This is a genomic window from Pelagerythrobacter marinus, assembly GCF_034375205.1.
Classification (GTDB): domain Bacteria; phylum Pseudomonadota; class Alphaproteobacteria; order Sphingomonadales; family Sphingomonadaceae; genus Pelagerythrobacter; species Pelagerythrobacter marinus.
The window spans coordinates 2,761,767-2,783,809 of sequence record NZ_CP139719.1 but is presented as its reverse complement, the minus strand read 5'-3'; the positions used below and the strand labels follow the sequence as shown (position 1 = coordinate 2,783,809).

The following is a 22,043-nucleotide window of genomic DNA, read 5'->3' as shown; positions in this document are numbered from 1 at the left end:
TACACCCGAGCCGTTACCGCAGGTCCTTTCACTATCGCCCGGCCGGTGCCGGACCTATCAGCTGCCCCGCCGCGTAGGAAAGCGCTGGGCCCGGCGAAGCTACCGCCCCTTCCACTTGCCCTCGCGCTTTTCGACGAAGGCGGCCATGCCTTCCTTCTTGTCCTCGCTCGCGGCGAGGATCTGGAAGATGCGGCGTTCGATGACGAGGCCCTGGTCGAGGCTGGTTTCGAACGCGGCGTTGACCATTTCCTTGTTCGCGATCGCGGCCATCGGCGGCATGGAGGCGATCTGCGCGGCGGTCTTCAGTGCCTCGTCGAGCAGGCTCTCGTGCGGCACGACGCGCGCGACCAGGTTGCTGCGTTCGGCTTCTTCGGCGTCCATCATCCGGCCGGTGAGGCACATTTCCATCGCCTTCGACTTGCCCACCGCCCTGGTCAGGCGCTGCGAACCGCCCATGCCCGGCGCGACGCCCAGCTTGATCTCGGGCTGGCCGAACTTGGCGTTCTCGCTCGCGATGATGAAATCGGCCATCATCGCCAGCTCGCAACCGCCGCCCAGCGCGAAGCCGTTGACCGCCGCGATCCACGGCTTGCGCGTCTTCTTCACGATCTCGCTGGTCCAGGGGCTGAAGAAATCCTCCAGATAGAAATCGGCCGCGGCCTTCTCGCTCATTTCCTTGATGTCGGCGCCCGCGGCGAAGGCCTTGTCGCCCGACCCGGTCAGGACCGCGCAGAGCTGTCCCCGGTCCGCCTCGTAGGCGGCGAAGGCGTCGATCAGTTCTTCGAGCACCTTGCTGTTCAGCGCGTTGAGCGCCTTGGGGCGGTCGAGCGTTATCAGCGTGACCGCCCCGTTCGCTTCCGGGCGCTGTTCGACGGTGATGGTTTCGTAGTCGGCCATGCGGCTATCTCCAGTTCGGTCGTCCTGAACCCGCTAGCGGGTCGATGCTTCTATCTTCGCCGCCCCCGCATGGGGCGATGCCGAAAACGCGTTCAGCACGGCGATGTGGCTATTGCAGCGGTGTCCACTCCTCGCTCTCGGGGAGCGGGGCGAAAATGCTGTCGAGCAGTTCCTCGCTCACGTCCTCCGGGCGTGCCGGGTTCCATTGCGGGTCGTTCGTCTTGTCGACGATCACCGCGCGCACGCCCTCGGCAAAATCGGGGCGGGTCAGCACGCGGCTGGCGATGCGGTATTCCATGCGCATGTTGTCGGCGAAGCTCTCGAGCTTTTCACTCTCGCTCAACTGGCGCAGCGCGACCTTGCAGGTCTGCGGGCTCTTGCCGCGCAGCGTGGCAAGCTCCTTGGCCGCCCATTCGCCGTCGTCCGCTTCGAGGCTGGCGAGGATGTCCTCGTAGCGGTCCGAGGCGAAGTGTTTCTTGATCAGCGCGGCATTCTCTTCCAGCCGCGCGGGCGGCGGGGTGGTCGAAAGTTCGGACAGGATGCCGCCGATCCGGTCGGGATGCTCGATGATGCGCGCTTTCGCCTCGGCGAGTTTCTCGGCCGGCAGGTAATGCGTGGCAATGCCCGCCCAGACGCATTCGGCCCCGTCGAGCCGCGCGCCGGTGAGCGCGAGGAACTGGCCCAGCCGCCCGCCGAGGCGCGAGAGGTGCCAGCCGCCGCCGACGTCGGGGAACAGGCCGATGCCGCTTTCGGGCATAGCGAAGCGCGTGTTCTCGGTCGCGACGCGATACTTGCACGGCAGCGCGATGCCCACGCCGCCGCCCATCGTGATGCCGTCCATGAAGGCGACGATCGGCTTGGCATATTCGAACATCTGGTGGTTGAGCCGGTATTCGTCGTGGAAGAATTCGCGGCCGCTTTTCCCGCCGTCGTTCAGCGCGGAATGGCGCAGCAGGTTGATGTCGCCACCCGCGCAGAAGCCGCGCCCTTCGGCATGGTCGAGGATCACCGCCTCGATCGCATCGTCGCCGGCCCATTCGGCCAGCGCCGCGCTCATCGCGTGGCACATGTCGAGCGTCAGCGCATGCAGCGCCTTGGGCCGGTTGAGCGAGAGATGGCCGGTGCGGCCATGCGCGTGGATGTTGAGGTTCTCGGTCATTGGATTTCTCATGTTGCCGCGGGTCGCGGTTACTGGCGCAGCAGGTCCCGCCCCACGATCATGCGCATGACCTGGTTGGTCCCTTCGAGGATCGAATGGACGCGCAGGTCGCGCCAGAAACGCTCGATCGGGTATTCCTTCAGGTAGCCATAGCCGCCGAAGAGCTGCAGCGCGTTGTTGACGACATTGCTGCCGCTGTCGGTCGCGAGCCGTTTCGCCATGGCGGAAAACTTGCTCTTGTCGGGCGCGTTGTCGGTCACCTTGGCCGCCGCGAGGTAGAGCAGCGCGCGTGCCGCCTCCAGCTCGGTCGCCATGTCGGCGAGCATGAACTGGGTGTTCTGGAAATCGGCGATCGGCTGGCCGAACTGCTGGCGTTCCCGGGTGTAGTTCACCGCCTCGTCAAGACAGCGCTGCGCCCCGCCGAGCGAGCAGGCGCCGATGTTGAGCCGCCCGCCGTCGAGGCCCATCATCGCGAAGCGGAACCCCTCGCCCTCGTCGCCGACCCGGTTGGCCACGGGGATCCGCGCGTCCTCGAAGACGACCTGCGCCGTGGGGCTGGCGTTCCAGCCGAGCTTCTTTTCCGGTTTGCCGAAGCTGACGCCGGGGGTGTCCTTTTCCACCACCAGGCAGGTAATGCCCCTGGTCTTGTGCTCCCCAGTGCGGACCATGACGACGTAGACGTCGTTGAACCCGCCGCCCGAAATGAACTGCTTGGTACCGTTGAGCACGTAGTCGTCGCCATCGCGGCGCGCCGTGGTCTTGAGGCCCGCGGCATCCGAACCGCTGCCCGGCTCGGTCAGGGCATAGCTGGCGATCTTCTCCATCGTCACCAGCTGCGGCAGGTACTTTTCCTTCACCGCCTGCCCGCCGAAGCGGTCGATCATCCAGGTCGCCATGTTGTGGATCGAGACATAGGCGCTCGTCGCCGGGCAGCCATAGGCCATGGCTTCCATGATCAGCGCGGCCTCCAGCCGGCCGAGCGCGATTCCGCCGCTTTCTTCCGAGACGTAGATCGCGCCGAAGCCCAGTTCCCCCGTTTTCTGGATCACGTCGCGCGGGAAGTGGTGGTTCTCGTCCCACTCCGCCGCGAAAGGCGTGATATTGTCCGCGGTGAAGCGCTGCGCCATCTCCTGGATGGCGAGCTGGTCGTCGGTCAGCTGGAATTGTCCGGTCATTGGCAGGCTCTGGCTGCGCGGCGCCCGGGGGCGGCCGCGGCTGGGGAAGAAGGGGCGGCGCGGCACCGGCCGGATCGCCGGCCGGGCCGCAGCGCCCCGGTTCGAAACTGCGTCAGCCGCAGGTGACGTCGGTGATCGTCATCGCCTCGTCGTACATCACGTTGACCCGGTCCGGCCGGAAATCCATCGTGAAGGCGGCGCCGGGCGGGCCCCAGCGAAGCTCGCGGGCGCCGGTCGCCTCGACGATCTGCGTGCCGACCCGGCCCGTCGCCTTCTGGCCGACGAACCCGCTCGCGGCATCGGCGTCGCAGGTCCCGGGGGCGCTGCCGGGGTCGCCGGGGGTCGCGCAGGCGGCAAGCGCCGCGGCCGGGGCCAGGGCGGCGAGGGGGTAGAATTTCGACATCATGCGTCTCCTTCGCTCGGGCATTGGGTGTACCGCAGGGGTTCGGGCATCGCGCCTTCGCCATATTCGGTGCGGACCAGTTCGGCGCCGCCCCCGGCGGAAGCGAGCGCCATGTCGCGGGTCCATTCCATTCCCTCGCCGGTAAAGTCGAAGGTGGCGCGAATGGAATCGGCGTCCCGCTCCGCCACCTCGTCCAGCGTGGCTCGCGATTCGTAGAAGGTGACCGACCGGTCATCGATCTCGATCAGCCCCTTGGCATCGCCGCGGGTCGAGGTGCAGTCGGCCGCGACCAGGCCCCAGCGGCCGTGCAGCGCGGCGGGGATGCCGGTGCCGCCGGCCGCATCGAGCGGGGCGGCGCCGTCGCCTATCCCGCCATCGGGTTCGACGGGCATTGCTTCTTCGGAAGCCGCTGGCGCTTCGCCTTCGTCCGCGGGGTTGCCGCAGGCGGCGAGCGCCAGGGCGGGCAGGGCCGCAAGGAATGGAATCGATCGCATCGAATTCTCCTGTCTTCGCTGTTCGGCCGGTGCCCATCGCGCCGGCTGGCCGGCCCGTCAGCCCATCGTCGGGATCACGAAGGCGTTCGATCCGTCGCCCCCGCCGTCGGGCCAGCGCTGGGTGACCGTCTTCACCTTCGTCCAGAACTTCAGGCCTTCGGTGCCGTACTGGTTGGTATCGCCAAAGGCGCTGCGCTTCCAGCCGCCGAAGGAATGGTAGCTGACGGGAACGGGGATCGGCACGTTGATCCCCACCATGCCGACGTTTACCCGCGCGGCGAATTCGCGCGCCGCGTGGCCGTTGCGGGTGAAGATGGCGACGCCGTTGCCATACTGGTGTTCGCTCGGCAGGCGCAGCGCTTCCTCGAAATCGTGCGCGCGCACGATCTGCAGCACGGGGCCGAAGATCTCCTCCTGGTAGGATTCCATCTTCGGGGTGACCCGGTCGAGCAGCGTCGGCCCGACGAAGAACCCGTTCTCGTGGCCCTGCAGCGAGAAGCCGCGCCCGTCGACGACGACTTCGGCGCCTTCGCGTTCGGCCGTGTCGATCCACTGTTCGATCCGGGCCTTGTGCTCGGGGGTGACGACCGGGCCGTAATGCGCGTCGGGATCGTTCGATACCCCCACGCGCAGCCCCTCGATCGCGGGGACCAGCTTCTCGCGCAGGCGATCGGCCGTGTCCTCGCCCACGGGCACGACGACCGGCAGCGCCATGCAGCGCTCCCCCGCCGACCCGAAGGCGGCGCCGGCGAGGTCGTTGACCACCTGGTCGAGGTCCGCGTCGGGCATGACGATGCCGTGGTTCTTCGCCCCGCCCATGGCCTGGACCCGCTTCCCGTTCTCGACCCCGCGCCTGTAGACATAGTGCGCGATGTCGCTGGAGCCGACGAAGCTGACCCCGGCGATGTCGGGATGGTCGAGGATCGCGTCGACCATTTCCTTGTCGCCGTGGACGACCTGCAGCAGCCCTTCGGGCGCGCCGGCCTCCAGGAACAGCTCGGCCAGGCGGACCGGCACGCTCGGGTCGCGCTCGCTCGGCTTGAGGATGAAGGCATTGCCCGCCGCGATCGCCATGCCGAACATCCACATCGGGATCATCGCGGGGAAATTGAACGGGGTGATCCCGGCCCCGATGCCCAGCGGCTGGCGCATCGAATAGACATCGATGCCCGGGCCCGCGCCGATCGTGTATTCGCCTTTCAGCACCTGCGGGATGCCGCAGGCGTATTCGATCACCTCCAGCCCGCGCTGCACGTCGCCCTTGGCATCGTCGACCACCTTGCCGTGTTCGCTGGAAAGCATCTCGGCCAGGTCCTGCATGTTGGCCTCGATCAGTTCCTTGAAACGGAACATGACGCGCGCGCGCTTCTGCGGATTGGTCATGGCCCAGCCGGGCTGGACGTCCCTGGCCGCCGCGACCGCCCGGTCGAGCAGCGCGGCATCGCCCAGCGCGACCTCGGCCTGGACCTCGCCGGTCGAGGGGTTCCAGACCTGGTGCTTGCGCCCCGAGCCGCCGCCGGCGCCCCCGACTACGAAATGATCCACCTGGCGCATGGCTGTCTCTCCTTCCGGGCTATGGCTGCTGCTCGATCTGGCGCGGATCGTGCCGATTGCAAGCGGGCAGACAACCTTCAATCCTGCAGGTAGAGGCTGCAGGGATGCAGGATATCAACTGGAACGACCTGCGCGTGTTCCTCGCCGTGGCCGAGGCGGGGCAGATCGCGCGCGCCGCGCGGACGCTGCGGCTCGACCCGACCACGCTCGGCCGCCGGCTGCGGCGGCTGGAACGGCAGCTCGAAACCCCGCTGTTCGAACGCACGCGCGAAGGGCAGACGCTGACCAAGGCCGGGGAGGGCCTGCTGGCCAAGGCCGAGGCGATGGCGCGCGCGGTGCGATCGATCGACAGCGTGCGCCAGCGACGCTCGGGCCTCGGCGGCAACTTGCGCCTCAGCGTGTCGGAGGGGTTCGGCAGCCGCTTCCTTACCCGCTATCTCCCCGCCTTCGCCCGGAGCCACCCGGACCTGTCGATCGAACTCGTCGCCAGCAGCGGGTTCCTCAGCCCGTCGCGGCGCGAGGCCGATCTCGCGGTCATGCTGTCGCGGCCGCAGGCGGGGCCCGTCATCGCGCGCAAGCTGGCCGATTACAGCCTGCGGCTCTACGCCAGCCCGGATTACCTTGCCCGGCACCCGGCTCCCGCGCAGCCGGCCGACCTCGCGCGCGGCCATCGGCTCGTCAGCTATATCCCGGAACTGCTCTATGCGCCCGAACTCAACTATCTCGACGATTTCCACGCGGGCCTGTCGGCGGATATCCGATCGACCAGCATCAACGCGCAAAGCCGCCTGATCGAGGAAGGAGCCGGGATCGGCGTGCTCCCGTGCTTCATCGGCGACCAGGCCCCCGGGCTGGTGCCCGTCTGCCCCGACCGCGCGATCGTGCGCAGCTTCTGGATCGTCACCCATCGCGACATGCACGGCCTGCCACGGGTACGCATCGCGCGCGACTGGCTGCTCGAATGCGTGCGCGCGGGCCATTCGCTGCTTATCCCCGATTGACCGGCGCGCCACCTTCAGGCAAATGCGCGCCTTCCCGGAGCGCGGGTGTAGCTCAATGGTAGAGCAGCAGCTTCCCAAGCTGACGACGAGGGTTCGATTCCCTTCACCCGCTCCAGCCCATGGGGATCTTGGCGCGGCGGTGCATTGCGAAGAACTGCGGCGAGGTGGCTGGCCGCGGCGGTTCTGGGGATGCCACGGCCCCGGTGCAGAATCCTGCGCGTTCAGAACATGTCTGCGAAACGCCCGGCTATGCGGATGCGCTGCAGATGGCGCCGTTCCGGCGGTTCAGCCTGCCTTTCCGACCTTGCGGATGACTGCCACGCTCCCGATCGCGACCACGCGGTCTTCAACGTAGATCGTCGATTCGGCGACGACGCGGCGCCGGTCGTGGTGGCGCACCCGGCCCTCGGCGATGATGGTTTCGGTGTCCTCGCCGATCGGGGCGAGGTAGCGCAGCTGAAGATCGACGGTCAGCAAAGTTTCGCCCACGTCGATCATGGTCAGCGCGGCACCGGCGCCTGCGACGTCGATCAGCGATGCAGCGACACCGCCGTGGATCGTGCCGGTGAAGTTGGCCAGGTGGCTGCCCGGGCGGCAGGCGAACCGCATCCGTCCCCGCTCGGCCGACAGCGGCGTGACCCCGAGGGTTCCGACGAAGCCCGCGACCAGGCCGGCATCGACCCATCGCCGTGCGATTTCCAGCCCGCTGAGGCTGAGGTCGAGATCGAACTGCGGCAGAATGCCGGTGAGGCTCCCCGATGTCATCGCGGATCGATCCTGTGTCCTGCGGTCAGAGTTGCGAAGCGGTCCACGGCAGCTTCGTACTGCTGCTCCAGCTCGGCCACGATGTCGGCCACGGGCTGGATCGCGCGTATGGTCTGCAGGCCCTGCCCCGCGGCCCAGGTATCCTTCCACCGTTTGGCGGGCGACTGGCTGGAATCGTAATTGCGCTCGCCCGGCGGGCGGCCGAGATCGTCGGGATCGAGGCCGTTCGCCACCAGGCTGGGGCGAAGCCACGAGGCCGCCGTTCCGGTGATGGCGTCGCTGACCACGAGATCCCCCGTCCCGTGATCGACGATCATCTGCTTGTAAGCCTCGGGCGCCAGGCTCTCGCGCGAAGGGATGAACCGGGTGCCCATATAGATCGCATCGGCCCCGGCGGCGATCGCGCCGGCGATGCCTGCGCCGCTGGAAATCGCTCCGCCGACCACGATTGGCCCGTCGAAGAATTCGCGCACCGTCGCGATGAAAGCGAACGGCGACAATTGCCCGGTGTGTCCGCCCGCGCCCGCGGCGATGCAGGCGAGGCCATCGGCGCCGGCATCGGCAGCTTTCCTGGCCAGCGCGAGATTGACGACATCGGCGATCACCATCCCGCCGTAACCTTTGACCACCTCCATCACCGGGCGGGGCGAACCCAGCGCCGTGATGACGATCGGCGGACGATATTCGGCGACGAGCTTCAGATCTTCGGCAAGCCGGGCGTTGCTACTGTGGGTGATGAGGTTGACGGCCCAGGGCGCTGGCGTTCTCTGCGCCGTTTCACTGGCAGCGGCCGCCAGGGCGCCCGCAATCGAACCCATCCAGACGTCGAGATCGCCGACCGTGCGGCAGTTGGTGGTCGGAAAACTGCCGACCACGCCGGCCCGGCATGCGGCAACGACCAGGTCGACCCCGGACACGAGGAACATCGGAGCGGCGAACACCGGCAGCCGCAGCGAAGGCGGCAGCTGCGATCGGCCTGATTGCTGCGTGCCATGACGTGGCAGTTCGTGGTTCAACTCGTCACCCATGATGTTTCGCCTTGCAAAGCCGCTCGTCAGGCCGCGGAAGCCCAGGGGCCGCGTTCCAGGATGGTCACGACGGTCGCCGCTTCTTCGCCGCGAAGGAACCCGCCGCCATTTTCCGCAAGGCCCATACGCGCGCCTTCGATTTGCCCGCTGCCCGCTTCGCCCCGCAACTGCAGCGCCAGATCGTGCAACTGGATGATGCCCGTCGCACCGACCGGATGGCCTTTCGACAACAGGCCGCCCGATGCATTGACCGGCTGGCGGCCGCCCAGGGCGAAATCGCCCCTGGCCAGCCGTGCGCCCACCGTTCCCGGTTCGGCCAGGCCGAGATTCTCGATCTGCTGCAGTTCTGCATAAGCGGTCGCATCGTGGACTTCGACGCAGTCGATATCCTGCGGCTCGACGCCCGCCTCGCGATAGGCGGCAATTGCCGTCAGGCGGCCGATGTGCTGTTCGAAATCGTCCGTCTCCCGATCGACCCCGCTTCGCAAAGCGCTCGCGCGGATCGTTACGGCGCGCGCTTTCGCGCTTTCGAGGCGCTTCAGCCCGGCCGCATTGCACACCACCGCTGCCGCCGCACCGTCGCTCAGCGGCGCGCACATCGAGCGGGTGAAGGGAAACGCGATCGGCTTGTCCGCCATCACTTCCGCGACAGTCATGGGCTCGCGGTATTGCGCGCGCGGATTATGCCGGGCGTGGGTGTGGTTCTTGGCCGCGATCGCGGCAAAATCTTCCTGGCGCGTTCCGAACCGATCCATGTGCGCGCGCGCCTGGGCGGCGTAGAGATCCATGAATATGCTTCGGCTGCCCGCGCTCCGATCGTCGGCATCGCCGCCCAGGGAACGGACGAAGGCCTTGGTCGCGGGCATGTCGTGGATGTCCGTCCCGCCTTCGAATGCGGCGGCCATCGCTTCGGGGCGATCGGGAAAGACCATCTTTTCCGCGCCCACGACCAGCGCGATATCGGCCATTCCCGCCTTGAGGTGAGCCATTGCCTGGATCAGCGCGGAGGACCCGCTGGCGCAGGCATTCTCGATATTGACCACCGGTACGCTTTCGAAGCCGAGCGGTCGCAGCGCGATCTGGCCGCGCACGGTGTTCTGCCCTTCGAGCATCGGCTGGCGCGTGTTCGAGAACCAGGCCGCATCGATATCGCCGACGTCGGCGCCTGCATCTTTCAGCGCAGCCTCCACCGCCTCGCGCACCAGCGCCTTGACGCTGGTGTCGGGACGCTTGGCGAGGCGGGTGCAGGAAATGCCCGCGATATAGACCGGCTCGGTCATTCGGGGCGGCGCCGCTGGACGATGCGGAAGCGGGAGGCGGCGAACGCGAGATCGGCCAGGCAGGCATTGCCGGCCGGGTTCAGCCCGGTGACGTGATAATCGCTGTAAGCGGCCGCGAAGTTGATCCACATCGTGCCGTGCAGGTTGATCGACAGGTTCGCACCCGCTTCCTCGTAAGCGTCGGTCGAGCGGGCAATGAAGTCCTCGTCGGTCGAATAGAGATAAGTGGCGATCGTGCCGTTCTCTTTCGCGAGCCGCGTCGCCTGGGCAACGGCATCGTCGCCGTCGTCCGTGGGCACCACGAACAGCACGGGACCGAACTGCTCGTCGGCGTAGAGCGCCTCGGCCTCCTTCGGAATGATTGCGACCAAGGGGGACAATGTCCGCGCGTCCGGATAGTCGGGATGGGCATAGGGCGAAGCTTCGCGCACGATTTCAACATCGTCGCGCCCGGCCAGTTCCTCGCGCACCCGCGCCACCACGTCCATGCTCAATTCGGCCTGTACCGCGCCCATGACACTGGCGGCGGCAGCAGGGTTGCCGACGAGCGCGTCAATTTCCGAAGCCAGCGCCTCGGCAACATCGCGCGGGCTCGCTTGCGACGTACCGGCCGCGATCCCGTCACGCGGGACGAACACGGTCTGCGGGCTGGTGCACATCTGGGCCGAGAACAGGGCGGTCGAGCGGGCGATTGCGCGGGCGCTTTGCGAAAGATCCGCGACCGAATGCATGACGACGCTGTTCACGCCGCTGGTCTCGGTAAACAGCGCCTTGCGCGTTATCGTGCTTTCGAGATGCGAGCCGTAGCGCGCGCTGCCGGTGAAATCGATGATCTGTACCGCAGGATCGGCGATGAACTGTTCCGCCACCGGTTCTTCGACCGTATCGGTCGCGAGGGTCACGACGTTGGGATCGAAGCCGAAGTCTTCCAGCACTTCGCGTGCGACAGCGACGGTCATCGCCACCGGAAGGATCGCGATCGGGTGCGGCTTCATGATCGCCGGATTGCCTGTCGCCAGGTTGGCGAACAGCGCCGGATGCGCGTTCCAGGTGGGGAACGAGGCGCAGCAGATCACCAGAGCAAGCCCGCGCGGCATGATCGTGTAGCGCTTGTCCAGCGCCACGTCGTCGGGGCCGAACTTGCGGCGCCAGACCGCCTTCGGCGTCACGTCGCGCATCGCCTTTACCGCGTAAGCGAGCGCTTCGATGCCGCGGTCGAGAGCATTGGGCCCGCTGCCCGCGAACGCCTGGACATAGCTTTGGCCCGCGACGTGCATGATGCCGTGGGCCATTTCGAAGTTTCGATCGTACAGCCGCTGGGCGATTTCGAGGCAGACCATCGCGCGGGTTTCGAAATCGACCTTGCGCCAGCTGCGCAGGGCCGCGCTGCCGGCTGCGATGAGCGCCGCCGGTTCGCTGCGCGGATAGGTAATGCCCAGGGCTTCGCGCGTGTAGGGCGACACTTCGTTGCCGATCCATTCCGCGATGCCGGGCTGGTCGATCTCGTAGCGGGTGCCGAGAAGCCGTTCGAACGCGGCGCGTCCCGCTGCCGGCTTCTCCGCGCCGTGGATCTTGCTGGAGGGGGAATCCGAAAACGGGCTCCAGCTTTCGCGCGTGGCGACCGCTTCGATCGCGCGTTCCAGGGTGGCGCCATGTCGTTCCGCCAGCTGCTCGTAAGCCGCGTTGTCGGGTGCGGCGGACTTGCTCGCCATAATGCTCGGTCCTTCGTCAAATTCGAAAAATGGGGCGGTGCGCGGGGAGGCGGTGGCTACAGCCTTCCGCCACCCGTCGCGATCTCGCTCAAGCGGTGATCTTGTCTCCGTCGGCCCAGGTCGCGTGGAACCCCGCCGGCACGCGAGCGGGCAGCGGAATGCGGGCGATCGGTCCCTCGGAGAACCTCTTGGCATCGAGGATCAGCACTTCGGATGCGCCGCTTTCGATGTGCGTGACGTACGTGATGACGTAGCCGTCGTCTTCGTCCCTCGCGTTGGCGCGCGGGGCGAAGACGGGTTCCGATCCGCCCAGCTGGTCGCCGAAGAGGTATTCCTCCCTCGCGCCGGTTTCCAGGTCGTACTTGATCAGGCCCTCGAACCGCTGAAGATCCTCGTTTGCCATCGCGACGTGGTACGACCAGCGGGTCTTGCGCCCGGCATAGGCCTGGTTGATGGCGGGAAATTCGCTCAACCGGTCGTCGAGCTGACGCGAGGTGATCTCGCCCGTCTTCATGTTCATCCGCCATTCCCAGGCATAGGCGTGGAGCGCCAGGATGTTGACCATGCCGCCGAACTGCCCGTGCGCGGGGTTCGGCTTGAAGTTGTTCGGCGTCATCCGGCAGGCGACCATGACGACCTCGTCGCCTTCCTCCCACGAATTGGCGACGTGATAGAGATAGCAGGGATCAGTCTCGAACCATTTCACGTCTTTCGCAGTGCCATTGCGCGGCACGACGCCGAACCGGGCACCGCGCTGTTCGGTCCTGATCTGCCACATGCCGTTGCGAATCCCGCTGTCCGTGAACACGACCGGCAGATCGTGCAGGATCACGTAGTTCTCGGTGAACCCCATGTCGTGCGGCAGGCGCGGGCCGGGCAGATCGATCTTGGCGAAATGGGTAAGCTCGTTCTCGGCGCTGACCACGCCGAAGCTCATCCAGGGTTCGTAGAGCGAATAGTCGAAGAACAGGAACTCGCCCGTTTCGGGATCGACTTTCCCGTGCGCCGATACGTTGCGCGGCAGCTTCCCGCCGAAATCCTCGTTGCCGACGGTCTCCAGCGTGCGGGCGTCGAGTCGCACGGGTGTGCCGGAGATATACCACAGGGCCATCAGCTGCCCGTTGTGCATGACCAGGTCGGTGTTGGCCGTGTCCTTGTAGACCTTGTTCGGCCGGTCGCGATTTGCCGGCACCAGGACCCCGCGCGCATCCGCCCCGTCGCCCTTCATGTCGGCGACATTGTCGTCCGACAGGACATAGCGATTGCGATATTCGGCCTTTCCGTTTTCGAAGTAGATCGAATGCACCATGCCTTCGCCGTCGAACCAGTGATGCGGCACGTCGGGAATTTCGAAGGGGTTGGGGCCATTGCGCACATAGGCGCCCCACAGGTCCGTCGGCAGCTCACCGATCACGTCGAGGTCGGTCGCGGTAACCTCTTCCAGCTGAGGGGCATAGAAACCCTGGACGTAAGGGTTCAGCGCGTTGACGTTTCCCTCTGCGAGACTGGGGGCATTCATGGCGACTCTCCTTTGGAAGGCAAGTAACGAAAATGGTCTAGTAATGCAAGCTATGACGTCTTGCGCGGCCAGGGGAAGAAACGCGGGGTGCGCTCGCAGTAGGCTTTCCACGCCTCGCCGCGGGTTCGGCGCATGTGCGCTTCCTTGAACGGGCCGGCCGATCCGAACCCCATGAACCAGGTCGCGAACAGCGGGCCGACGATCGTCAGCCAGCCGAAGGGGTGGGCCAGTGCGCAGAGGAAATATCCCCACCACATCACCGCCTCGCCCAGATAGTTGGGCTGGCGAACGATGCTCCAGGCACCCGTGTCGAGAATCTTGCCGCGATTGCCCGGATCGGCGCGGAAGCGGGTCAACTGACGATCGGCGACCGCCTGCAGCGTGAAGCCCATCAGCCATACGCCGCCCCCGATGACCGCCCATACGAGCGAAAAGTCCGCCACCACGGCAAATGCAAGCGGGGCGGCCCATAGCCAGAGCGTCACGCCCTGCAGGGCATAGACCTGACACAGGCTCCACCACGACCATTGCGTGCCGAACGCCTGACGCCAGGCGGCATAGGGCTGCCGTTCTTCCGCGTGATTCTGGGCATGCGTCTGAACGACCAGGCGAACCGCCCAGAGCGATACCAGCGACAGAATCACCGGGGCCATCCCCGCGCCCGTACCCGCTGTGCCGGGAGACGAGGATAGAAACGCGGTCCAGGCAACGACGGTCGGCGCCAAGGGATAGGCGATGTCCATGAAGCCGTGGTTGCGCTTTGCGCTGCCGAGCACCCAGGTGACGAAAAGCAGCGTTGCGGCTGCCAGACCGCCCGCAAACCAGGCGGAAAGCGCTTCGCCAAGCGCGCCATCCCTGACGGCCATGCCAAGCGCGAACAGTGCGGCGGGGATGCCGGCCAGCGTGAAATGCCAGGCCTTGCCTTTGGTCTTCTTCGGCATCTTTGCCAGCCAGGCGACCGCCAGCAAGAGCAGGGCCCCAAGAACAATAGCGTCGATGGCTGGCAATGCACTTCTCCCGATAGCTTCGGCACGCATTAAACTTTTTAGGTCTTTTAATGCAAGGGACAATCTGGTGAAGTGTGCGGAGTTGCTTCTCACGCGCAAAGCGCTCTACATCGAAAGCGAATGACGAACCCTCCCTCTGTACGTGCGCTGATTACCGGCAATCCCGTGGCGCTCGCCCACGCAGTCGTCGGCGATGCGTGGACGCAGCTCATTCTGCGGGAGGCATTTTACGGGGTCCGCCGGTTCAACGAATGGTCCGACGCGCTGCACATTCCGCGCACAGTGCTGTCGGGACGCCTCAAGCGGCTGGTCGACAACAAGTTGCTGGAAAGCGTCGTGCCGGAAGGGCGCAAGCGTGCCGAATATCGACTGACCGCGATGGGGGTCGATCTTTTCGGGATCGCGCTGATGCAGGGCCGGTGGGAGCGCGATTACGCGCCGTCGCCCATGCAGTCGCGTTACGACATGGTGTTTTACGATGCGGCGAGCGGGGAGCGGCTCGACCCCGTGGTGCTCAACGGCGTCGGCGGCGCGACGATCGATCCCTATCAGGTGGGCTGGGAAGCCGGCCCCGGGCTGGTTGAGCGCGAGGCCCCGGCGCAGCGGCGCTGGAGAAGCAAGCCGCCGCCGATCGATCGGCCGATGATCGACCGCTCGGTCAAGATCATCGGCGATTACTGGAGCTGGCTGGTCGTCGGCTGCGCGTTCTTTCGCCTGCGCCGGTTCGAGGAAATCCTGTCAGCGGCCGGCATGGCGCCGAACATCCTCTCGGACCGGCTGTCGCGCCTCGTCGCAGGCGGCGTGCTGGAGAGGCACGCCTACCAGTCCGGCCCTGAACGATTCGAATATCGCCTGACCCAGTCGGGCAGGGGCCTCTATCCGGTGGTCCTGGCGACCCACGGGTGGTCGCTGCGCTGGCTGTGCGACGCTGCCGACCCGCCGCTCTCGCTGATCGACCGCAAGACCGGCGAGCGCCTTCATCCGGTAGTCTGCGACAGCCGCACCAAAATGCCGATAGCGGCAAAGGCCACGCGCTGGGTGATGCAGAACCCCGCATCCGCCCGCCGCGCGCTGCCTGACGCCGACTGACGCGCGCGCCGAGCGCGACCATCCGCCCGACCGCGGGCACCGCCATCCGCGATGGACATCCTGCACCGCCAGCCCGGAGCGAGGGGGCGGCGGGCGCTGCCGCTTCGTGCAGCGGGGTGCAAAGAGGTCGCTTGCAGTTAAGTCCATTTACGATATCTAACCCGCGGAAATCGATTCCGGTCCCAACGGAACGATCGAGGGAGAGCCCATGAAACGCGCGACCACATTGTATCTCGGAACGGCCCTGGCAACGGTTGCATGGCCAATGGCTGCAACAGCCCAGGACGCAGGGAATGCGGAGGTTGACGGCCCTGCGGAGCCCGCTGAGAGCGTGGCGGGCGAGAACGATCCCTTCACCATCGTCGTGACTGCACAGCGTCGCGAACAGGATCTCAACCGCGTCCCCATCTCGATAGAGGTGCTGGGTGGGGACAAGCTGGCCGACACCGGGATCAGTACATTGGAAGAAGTGACCCTTAGCGTCCCGAACTTCCAGATCACCCAGACCGGCCTGACCACCCAGACCTATATCCGCGGGATCGGGTCGGGCAACGACCCGGCTTTCGAACAGTCGGTTGCCCAATACGTCGATGGTGTCAGCTACGGCCGCGCCCAGCTGACACGCGCCCCGTTCTTCGACCTTGAGCGGGTCGAGGTCTTGCGCGGTCCGCAGTCGATCCTGTTCGGCAAGAATTCCACGGCCGGCGCTCTCAACATCATTACTGCCGAGCCGACCGACCTGGTGGAGGCCGGGCTCACGGCCACCTACACCCCGGCGTTCGACGGCGTTGAAGGGCAGGCGTTCGTTTCGGGACCGCTGGCGCCCAACCTGGCCGGGCGGATCGCGGTTCGTGGCCTGAGCGAAGACGGGTTCGTCTACAACACCGTCAAGGATCGCGACGAGCCCCAGCGCGAGGAACTGGCCGGTCGCGGCACGCTGCAATACGATGCCGGCGCGTTCAAGGCGACGCTGAAAGGCGAGTACTCGACCTTCGACGTCACCGGCAGGAACCTGCTGGTCAGCCAGGATGTCGCCACGCGCACGCTGCCCAATGGCGCACCGCTCGACTTTGCGACCGCGCTGGCGGGGGCGGGGCTCCCGGGCGTGCTGCAGGATACCTCGTTCAATTACCGCCGGCAGGCCGACGCGGACGATTACGACCGCACCGACTTCTGGAACGCGACGCTGACCACCGAGACCGAGCTGGGCGACTCGCTTCTGACCACGGTGACCGGCTATCTCGGGTATGACCGCACAACGAGCGTCGACCTCGACTTTACCTCGGCCAGCATCCTGGGCGCGCTTACCCGCGAGAATTACGAGCAGATCAGCCAGGAAGTTCGCGTCACCACGCCCGACGATCGCACGCTGAGCGTCGTGGGGGGTGCCTATTTCGAGCACAACCGGCTCGAATACTCGGACGTCACGAGCTTCGGCCCGAACCTCGCCAACCTCGGCTACGGCGTCATCTCGGACCTCGGCGTTGCACGCGATTTCGAACAGACCAGCACCACTTATGCCGTATTCGCGCAAGTCCAGTGGCGGGTGAGCGACAGGCTGCGGGTCATCCCCGGATTGCGCATCGCAATCGACGACAAGACCGCCAGCCGCACGCTCGTCGCGCGTCAGGGGGCCTTCAGCTTCGATGGCCCACTGGTTACCGCGCCGACACCGATCGTGGTCCTGCAGAGCGCGCTCGGCTTCTCGCTCAACAATCCCGGCGTGGGGACCGGGCATGACCTGTCCCGCAGCAGATCGGAAAGCAATGTCGTGCCTTCCATCGCGCTGGAATTCGACGTTACCGACGACGTTCTGCTCTTCGGGTCCTATCGCGAAGGCTACAAGGGGTTCGGGTTCGATGCCCGCTCGAACAACAACCAGTCGTTCGGTTTCGACGATGAATATGTGAACGCCTACGAAGCCGGTATTCGCGCCAGCTTTGCGAACAATGCCGCTTCGGTCGGCCTGACGCTGTATCGTTCGACATATTCGGACCTGCAGATCAGCCAGTTCGACGGCACGGTCGGTTTCAATGTCGGCAATGCGGGCAAGACGCGGACCCAGGGCGCGGAAGCGACTGCGCGCTACACCATTGCCCCGGGTATCGCCTTCAACCTGTCGGCGGCCTATCTCGACTTCGAATATCTGGATTTCCGGCGGGGCAACTGCGCGTTCGGCGAAACGCCGGATGGCGACGTCGTCAACGGGGTGCCGCTGTGCGACTATACTGGTGAACGCGGCCGTTTTACCCCGAAGTGGAACCTTTACGGCGGGCTGAACGTCGATCGGCCGCTGTTCGGCGATATTCGCCTGAAGGCCAATGCGGACGTATCCTATACCGGCGAACACAACGTCCACGACAATCTGGACCCGGCGGGGATCGTCGATGGGTACACGATGGTCGACGCGCGGATCGGGTTCGGCACCGACAGGTGGACGATCGCCGCGGTGGGCCGGAACCTGCTTGACGAGCGGTTCCGGACATATGCCGCACAAGTGCCTTTCGCCAGCAATGTCGGGGCGAACACGCAGTATGCGACGGCATCGCGGCCGCGTTCGGTGGCCGTGCAGTTGCAGCTTCGTTACTGACAGGCGGACGATGCCCTCGAAGGCGCTGACGTTCTATGGCCGCTTCCTGCCGTCGTTCACCCGTATCGGATATGTCGCCCGGGGGCTGCCTTTGCGGCCCCCGGCCGGCTCTCTCGCCGGGCAGACATGGCTGGTTACCGGGGCGACCGGCGGGATAGGCCGGGCCGTCGCGATGCGCGCCGCGCGACACGGCGCGCGCGTCATGGCCGCAGGGCGCGACCCGGCGAAGCTGGCGATGTTGGCGCGCGCATCGGAGCGGATCGAACCGGTGCAGCGCGACCTGTCGCGGGTATCGGAAAATCTCGGCCTGGCGGAAGAATGCGGCAGCATCGACGTGTTGATCAACAACGTCGGCGTGCTGGCGACGGCGTATGACACGACGGCAGAAGGGTTCGAGACGAGTTACGCCACCAGCCTGCTCGGCCACTTCGCGCTGACCGAGGCGCTGATCGATGCGGGCAAGCTCGATCGCGCCGCGATCGTCAACGTGACATCGGGCGGCCTCTATAACGCCCCGCTCGATACGGCGCTGCTGAATCTCGACCGCGGCGCCTACAACGGCTTTCTCGCTTATGCGGCGAACAAGCGGGCCCAGCTCGCGCTTGCCGATCATTGGGCCGGGCGCATGGGGTGTGCCTATGCGATGCACCCCGGATGGGTGGCGACCGCAGGCGTTTCCGATGCCCTGCCGTGGATGGATCGCTGGCTTGGCCCCCTGCTGCGATCGCCGGATCAGGGGGCCGACACGGCGATCTGGCTCGCCAGCAAGCGGCCAGCGCCCCGGCCTGACCGGGTCTGGTTCGACCGGGCCGCGCGTACCGCACACCATTATGCCCACACCAAAAACGCCCGTTCCGGGATCGACGATCTGCTGGCGAAGCTGCAGGCGGACGTTGCCCGGGCAAAGGACGGCGAATGACAGCCAACAGTGAACTGGTCGTACGCTTCTTCGACCACTGGCACGCGGCGCGGATCGACGACATGGTCGCCATGTTCGCGCCCGATGGCCGCTTCCATTTCTCGGCCACCACCAAGCCGCCGGCGGTGGGGCATGACGAGATTCGGAAGTTCCTGACGGATTACAGCGATCTGACCGTGACGAAGCGTCTGCGGATCAATGCGATCGCCGAGGCGGGACCGGACGTGTTCTACGAAGCGGTCGAAGACTTCGATCTCGCGAACGGGCGGCGGGTCATCACGCCTTATGCGGGGGTGGTGCGCGTGGAGAACGGCCGCTTCACCGACTGGCGCGACTACTTCGACCGGACGACGATCGACGGCCAGGCCGCGGGCGAACACGGCCTGCCGCCCTACGCGCACGAACTGCTCGAACGCCCGGGAGATCGATCGGCATGACCGTGAAGCCACCCGCGACCGTGCTGCTCGGCGATTTCATCCTTTATGCCATTGCGCGACATGGCGCTGCGCCAGCCTTCATCGACGATCGCGGGCAGACGAGCTACAGCGAATTCGGCGCCATGGTCGCCCAGGCGCTGGCACGGCTCGAAGCGCTCGGGCTGCCCGAAGGGGCAACGATCGCCCAGCTCAGCGAGAACTGCACGCGCCAGTATGCGCTCATGGCCGCAGCCTACATCGGCGGCTACCGCTCGCTCACCCTCCACGCGAAGGGCGGGCGCGAGGACCAGGCGTATATCCTGCAGGACAGCGGCGCGGCTGTTCTGGTTGGCGGAGAAACCATGATCGCCGCGGCGATCGAGCTTGCCGCGATGGCGGGCATCGCCTGCTATTCGCACGAGGCCTGCACCGGGGCGGAGCGCTTCTGGCCCGATGGGGCGTCAGCGCAGCCCCTTCCCGCGCGAGCGAAGGGCGAGGCAGAAAGCATCATCCGCTTCGCTTATACGGGGGGCACCACCGGGCGGCCCAAGGGCGTGATGCTGTCCAACCGCGCCCTGGCCGCCAACACCGTCATGGCGTTGACCCGGATCGACTTTCCCTCGCAGATCCGGTTCCTGTGCCCTGCGCCGATCTCGCACGGCGCCGGCTCGATCGTTCTGCCGACGCTGATCCGGGGGGGCACGGTCATCCTTCAGCGCGAATTCTCGACGGCCGGATTTGCCGCCGCCGCCAGGCGGCATCGGGCCACGGTGAGCTGGATGGTGCCGACGATGATCGGGGCGCTGCTGGACGATCCGCAGTTGCCGGATGACGCGCTGGAAACCATCGAAACGCTGATCTACTCGGGCGCACCGATGGAACCTGCCCGCGTGATCGAGGCGGTCGAGCGTTTCGGCCCGATCTTCGTGCAATGTTACGGGCAGAGCGAAGCGCCGAACACGCTGCTGATACTCGACAAGGCGGCGCATCGCGAGGCGCCGGACGCTGCGGGAACCCCGTTTCCCTTCATCGAGGTCGAATTGCGCGACGAACAGGGGGCAGTGGTCGAACCCGGCGAGGTCGGGGAAATCTGCGTGCGCGGCCAGCTTGTAATGAGCGGCTATCACGCAAGGCCGGAAGAAACGGCCGAGGCCCTGCAGGACGGTTGGCTGCGCACCGGCGATCTCGCCCGGGTGGGGGCGGACGGTCGGTATCGCATCGTCGGGCGGGCAAAGGACATGATCATCACCGGCGGGTTCAATGTCTTCCCCGCCGAAGTCGAAGCCATCATCGCGCGCGACCCGGCGGTATCCTCCGTCGCGGTGTTCGGCACGCCGGACCGCAAATGGGGCGAGAGGGTCACGGCGCTGCTGGTGCCGAGAGCGGGCTGTGATGTCGATCCCGACCGCCTGCGCGCCGCCGTTCGCGAGGCGAAAGGGCCGGTCCACGTGCCCAAGGCCATCTTCACCACCGACGCTCTGCCCAAGACCGGCCTTGGCAAGCCCGACAAGGTGGCCATGCGCCGCCTCTACGCCGAGGGGGCGGGCTAGGTCGTAGGCTCATAAATTTCGATCGGTGGGAAGCCCGATTGCGGACATTGGGACCAAACAGCTAGTCTGCTGGCTTCATTAGAATTTGGAGGGTGTTTGATGGAATTTCCGAAGGGGTCGCTCAATCTCTACGTTACAGAGCTTGGCGAACCATCAGAGAATGCACTTCGGATAGTGGTGGCGGAGGGACTGCTTGGAGAAACCACCGCCATAGAGTTTGCGGGTCACGACTTGGGTGAAGGGCGACCAATAGAAATTACAGATGCCTCCCGCCACTTCGAAATTTGGTGGGACAGCTATGTGGCCTATGCGGTTAGAGATGAAAGCTATTGGAAGGAAGAGAAGGGCGAACCGCCCTTAGGCGACCACCTTGACAGACGGTATGGCACCGCTTTTCAACGCTACGTTTCTGAGACTACCTTCGCAGATGACGAATACCCTGGCCCACTAGAGCACTGGTGCCTGACAACCCTAAATCACATTGTTGATGTGATTAGCGTCGGCCCTCCCAGAATAACCCAGCGCAGCTAGTGACCGCTTTCCACCCTATCTCTGCCGTTCGGCTAATGATTCTACGGGTTAGTCCCGCTCTCTGATACTGGCGTAAAAGTCCGCGAAGGCGGCTTCTCCTCCCTCCATCTCGCGATAGGGCGCAAGTCCCGAGATTCCTTTGGCGTTTCTGGCGAGCCAGGCCGTGTCGGCGTCCGCACTTCCGCCACCGGCCCCTTCGACCATCGCGGCCCGGCGGAAAATGCCGCCGCCGCAGACCCAGATCTGCCCGTTCACGTCGCAGCCGGGGGACGCGAGCCATGCCGCGGCCGGGGCGGCGCGGTCGGGGGACAGACGCGGGTCGGCCTCGCCGTCTTGCGCGCCGGTCATCTTGGTCGCCGCGTATGGGGCAATGATATTGGTTCGAATGTCGGTGCGAGCCAGTTCGAGCGCGAGCGAACGGCCATAGGCGATCAGCGCGGCTTTCGATGCGGCATAGGGGGCTCGTCCGCGCAATCCGTGCAGCCCCGCAGACGATGCGACCAGCACGATCCGCCCGGCTGGCGATTGTTGCAGATGGGGCAGCGCCGCCTGCACCAGAGCCGCATTGGCGAAGAAGTTGATGTTCAGGACATCGCGCAGATCGGCCGGATCGCTGTCCGCCACTTTGGCGGCGGGGCCGGAGATTCCGGCGTTCAGGATAATGGCGTCGAGCCTGCCGAACTGATCGATGGCGCTGCCGACGATGGCCGCCGCCGCGCCTTCGGGCTCGACCGAATGTTCGTCCAGCCCGGCGCGGTGCCCGGCAGCCTGCAGATCCTCGACCAGTGCGGCTGCCGAGCTGGGCCGGTCGGGATGGACCCGATTGTTGACCAGGACGGTGTCGCCCTCTGCCGCGCAGGCCCAGGCGAATGCCGCCCCCAGCCCGGCGCCTGCCCCGGTGACGAGCGTGACGCGATCGGAAGCGTCGGTGCGATCGGTGATTGCCATGTCCGC

At 66.1% G+C, this 22,043-nt stretch carries 20 protein-coding genes and 1 tRNA gene; 8 read left to right on the top strand and 13 right to left on the bottom strand.

Annotated features, from left to right (window positions below; all coding sequences use genetic code 11):
• Window positions 1-99: 99 nt before the first annotated feature.
• From T8T98_RS13580 to T8T98_RS13555, 6 genes are all read right to left on the bottom strand, one after another.
• Window positions 100-897 carry an enoyl-CoA hydratase-related protein gene (locus T8T98_RS13580; protein WP_251104784.1) on the bottom strand — a complete coding sequence of 266 codons (798 nt, stop codon included), beginning with the start codon at window positions 895-897 and terminating at the stop codon, window positions 100-102.
• A 109-nt stretch (window positions 898-1,006) separates the two neighbouring features.
• Entirely contained in the window at window positions 1,007-2,056 is a 1,050-nt protein-coding gene (locus T8T98_RS13575) for an enoyl-CoA hydratase/isomerase family protein (RefSeq protein WP_251104785.1), read from the bottom strand.
• Between the two features lie 29 nt (window positions 2,057-2,085).
• Window positions 2,086-3,231, bottom strand: coding sequence for an acyl-CoA dehydrogenase family protein (locus T8T98_RS13570; RefSeq protein ID WP_251104786.1), 1,146 nt, complete (start codon window positions 3,229-3,231; stop codon window positions 2,086-2,088).
• Between the two features lie 112 nt (window positions 3,232-3,343).
• Window positions 3,344-3,637: an I78 family peptidase inhibitor gene (locus T8T98_RS13565; protein WP_251104787.1), complete on the bottom strand. Its 294-nt coding sequence runs from the start codon at window positions 3,635-3,637 to the stop codon at window positions 3,344-3,346.
• Window positions 3,634-4,128 carry a hypothetical protein gene (locus T8T98_RS13560; protein ID WP_251104788.1) on the bottom strand — a complete coding sequence of 165 codons (495 nt, stop codon included), beginning with the start codon at window positions 4,126-4,128 and terminating at the stop codon, window positions 3,634-3,636. The genes T8T98_RS13565 and T8T98_RS13560 overlap by 4 nt, the downstream gene beginning before the upstream one ends.
• A 57-nt stretch (window positions 4,129-4,185) precedes the next feature.
• Window positions 4,186-5,682 carry a CoA-acylating methylmalonate-semialdehyde dehydrogenase gene (locus T8T98_RS13555; protein WP_251104789.1) on the bottom strand — a complete coding sequence of 499 codons (1,497 nt, stop codon included), beginning with the start codon at window positions 5,680-5,682 and terminating at the stop codon, window positions 4,186-4,188.
• A gap of 104 nt (window positions 5,683-5,786) precedes the next feature.
• On the opposite strand from T8T98_RS13555, the gene T8T98_RS13550 reads away from it, so the two are divergent.
• Window positions 5,787-6,683 carry a LysR family transcriptional regulator gene (locus T8T98_RS13550; RefSeq protein WP_160734125.1) on the top strand — a complete coding sequence of 299 codons (897 nt, stop codon included), beginning with the start codon at window positions 5,787-5,789 and terminating at the stop codon, window positions 6,681-6,683.
• A gap of 41 nt (window positions 6,684-6,724) precedes the next feature.
• A tRNA-Gly gene (locus tag T8T98_RS13545) sits at window positions 6,725-6,798 on the top strand.
• A gap of 170 nt (window positions 6,799-6,968) precedes the next feature.
• On the opposite strand, the gene T8T98_RS13540 is transcribed toward T8T98_RS13545, so the two are convergent.
• The 6 genes from T8T98_RS13540 to T8T98_RS13515 all read right to left on the bottom strand — a co-directional run bounded on the left by T8T98_RS13540 (window position 6,969) and on the right by T8T98_RS13515 (window position 13,994).
• On the bottom strand, window positions 6,969-7,448 hold the full coding sequence (locus T8T98_RS13540) for a PaaI family thioesterase (protein WP_251104791.1): 480 nt from the start codon (window positions 7,446-7,448) through the stop codon (window positions 6,969-6,971).
• A complete protein-coding gene (locus T8T98_RS13535) occupies window positions 7,445-8,476 on the bottom strand; it encodes an NAD(P)H-dependent flavin oxidoreductase (RefSeq protein ID WP_251104792.1) in 1,032 nt (343 codons plus the stop codon). Before T8T98_RS13535 ends, T8T98_RS13540 begins: the two co-directional genes overlap by 4 nt.
• A gap of 26 nt (window positions 8,477-8,502) precedes the next feature.
• Window positions 8,503-9,756, bottom strand: a complete 1,254-nt coding sequence (locus T8T98_RS13530) for a thiolase family protein (RefSeq protein WP_251104793.1) — start codon at window positions 9,754-9,756, stop codon at window positions 8,503-8,505.
• Window positions 9,753-11,468 (bottom strand): phenylacetic acid degradation protein PaaN, encoded by a 1,716-nt coding sequence (gene paaN, locus T8T98_RS13525; protein ID WP_251104794.1) that lies wholly within the window; start codon window positions 11,466-11,468, stop codon window positions 9,753-9,755. Before paaN ends, T8T98_RS13530 begins: the two co-directional genes overlap by 4 nt.
• 88 nt (window positions 11,469-11,556) lie before the next feature.
• On the bottom strand, window positions 11,557-12,987 hold the full coding sequence (locus T8T98_RS13520; protein ID WP_251104795.1) for a carotenoid oxygenase family protein: 1,431 nt from the start codon (window positions 12,985-12,987) through the stop codon (window positions 11,557-11,559).
• 50 nt (window positions 12,988-13,037) lie between these two features.
• Window positions 13,038-13,994: a DUF1295 domain-containing protein gene (locus T8T98_RS13515; RefSeq protein ID WP_251104796.1), complete on the bottom strand. Its 957-nt coding sequence runs from the start codon at window positions 13,992-13,994 to the stop codon at window positions 13,038-13,040.
• Window positions 13,995-14,114: 120 nt separating this feature from the next.
• On the opposite strand from T8T98_RS13515, the gene T8T98_RS13510 reads away from it, so the two are divergent.
• From T8T98_RS13510 to T8T98_RS13485, 6 genes are all read left to right on the top strand, one after another.
• The gene (locus T8T98_RS13510; protein ID WP_251104797.1) at window positions 14,115-15,083 is read left to right on the top strand and encodes a winged helix-turn-helix transcriptional regulator; all 969 of its coding nucleotides are present in this window, start codon (window positions 14,115-14,117) and stop codon (window positions 15,081-15,083) included.
• A gap of 265 nt (window positions 15,084-15,348) precedes the next feature.
• Entirely contained in the window at window positions 15,349-17,673 is a 2,325-nt protein-coding gene (locus tag T8T98_RS13505; protein WP_251104798.1) for a TonB-dependent receptor, read from the top strand.
• A gap of 10 nt (window positions 17,674-17,683) precedes the next feature.
• On the top strand, window positions 17,684-18,592 hold the full coding sequence (locus T8T98_RS13500) for an SDR family NAD(P)-dependent oxidoreductase (RefSeq protein ID WP_251104799.1): 909 nt from the start codon (window positions 17,684-17,686) through the stop codon (window positions 18,590-18,592).
• Window positions 18,589-19,029 carry a nuclear transport factor 2 family protein gene (locus T8T98_RS13495; protein WP_251104800.1) on the top strand — a complete coding sequence of 147 codons (441 nt, stop codon included), beginning with the start codon at window positions 18,589-18,591 and terminating at the stop codon, window positions 19,027-19,029. The genes T8T98_RS13500 and T8T98_RS13495 overlap by 4 nt, the downstream gene beginning before the upstream one ends.
• Window positions 19,026-20,558, top strand: coding sequence for an AMP-binding protein (locus tag T8T98_RS13490; RefSeq protein ID WP_251104801.1), 1,533 nt, complete (start codon window positions 19,026-19,028; stop codon window positions 20,556-20,558). Before T8T98_RS13495 ends, T8T98_RS13490 begins: the two co-directional genes overlap by 4 nt.
• A 99-nt stretch (window positions 20,559-20,657) precedes the next feature.
• Window positions 20,658-21,089, top strand: a complete 432-nt coding sequence (locus T8T98_RS13485) for a hypothetical protein (protein ID WP_251104802.1) — start codon at window positions 20,658-20,660, stop codon at window positions 21,087-21,089.
• A 48-nt stretch (window positions 21,090-21,137) separates the two neighbouring features.
• Here the strand turns inward: T8T98_RS13485 and T8T98_RS13480 are convergent, their stop codons facing one another.
• Complete coding sequence (locus T8T98_RS13480) at window positions 21,138-22,037, bottom strand: SDR family NAD(P)-dependent oxidoreductase (protein ID WP_251104803.1); 900 nt, start codon at window positions 22,035-22,037, stop codon at window positions 21,138-21,140.
• Window positions 22,038-22,043: the final 6 nt, after the last annotated feature.

Bases quoted from the DNA above. Each gene is read 5' to 3' on its own strand.
- T8T98_RS13480 (WP_251104803.1), bottom strand. From the start codon at position 22,037: ATGGCAATCACCGATCGCACCGACGCTTCCGATCGCGTCACGCTCGTC.
- T8T98_RS13575 (WP_251104785.1), bottom strand. From the start codon at position 2,056: ATGACCGAGAACCTCAACATCCACGCGCATGGCCGCACCGGCCATCTC.
- T8T98_RS13505 (WP_251104798.1), top strand. From the start codon at position 15,349: ATGGCTGCAACAGCCCAGGACGCAGGGAATGCGGAGGTTGACGGCCCT.
- T8T98_RS13550 (WP_160734125.1), top strand. From the start codon at position 5,787: ATGCAGGATATCAACTGGAACGACCTGCGCGTGTTCCTCGCCGTGGCC.
- T8T98_RS13495 (WP_251104800.1), top strand. From the start codon at position 18,589: ATGACAGCCAACAGTGAACTGGTCGTACGCTTCTTCGACCACTGGCAC.
- T8T98_RS13510 (WP_251104797.1), top strand. From the start codon at position 14,115: ATGACGAACCCTCCCTCTGTACGTGCGCTGATTACCGGCAATCCCGTG.
- T8T98_RS13580 (WP_251104784.1), bottom strand. From the start codon at position 897: ATGGCCGACTACGAAACCATCACCGTCGAACAGCGCCCGGAAGCGAAC.
- T8T98_RS13565 (WP_251104787.1), bottom strand. From the start codon at position 3,637: ATGATGTCGAAATTCTACCCCCTCGCCGCCCTGGCCCCGGCCGCGGCG.
- T8T98_RS13485 (WP_251104802.1), top strand. From the start codon at position 20,658: ATGGAATTTCCGAAGGGGTCGCTCAATCTCTACGTTACAGAGCTTGGC.
- paaN (WP_251104794.1), bottom strand. From the start codon at position 11,468: ATGGCGAGCAAGTCCGCCGCACCCGACAACGCGGCTTACGAGCAGCTG.
- T8T98_RS13535 (WP_251104792.1), bottom strand. From the start codon at position 8,476: ATGGGTGACGAGTTGAACCACGAACTGCCACGTCATGGCACGCAGCAA.
- T8T98_RS13500 (WP_251104799.1), top strand. From the start codon at position 17,684: ATGCCCTCGAAGGCGCTGACGTTCTATGGCCGCTTCCTGCCGTCGTTC.
- T8T98_RS13540 (WP_251104791.1), bottom strand. From the start codon at position 7,448: ATGACATCGGGGAGCCTCACCGGCATTCTGCCGCAGTTCGATCTCGAC.
- T8T98_RS13555 (WP_251104789.1), bottom strand. From the start codon at position 5,682: ATGCGCCAGGTGGATCATTTCGTAGTCGGGGGCGCCGGCGGCGGCTCG.
- T8T98_RS13490 (WP_251104801.1), top strand. From the start codon at position 19,026: ATGACCGTGAAGCCACCCGCGACCGTGCTGCTCGGCGATTTCATCCTT.
- T8T98_RS13560 (WP_251104788.1), bottom strand. From the start codon at position 4,128: ATGCGATCGATTCCATTCCTTGCGGCCCTGCCCGCCCTGGCGCTCGCC.
- T8T98_RS13520 (WP_251104795.1), bottom strand. From the start codon at position 12,987: ATGAATGCCCCCAGTCTCGCAGAGGGAAACGTCAACGCGCTGAACCCT.
- T8T98_RS13570 (WP_251104786.1), bottom strand. From the start codon at position 3,231: ATGACCGGACAATTCCAGCTGACCGACGACCAGCTCGCCATCCAGGAG.
- T8T98_RS13530 (WP_251104793.1), bottom strand. From the start codon at position 9,756: ATGACCGAGCCGGTCTATATCGCGGGCATTTCCTGCACCCGCCTCGCC.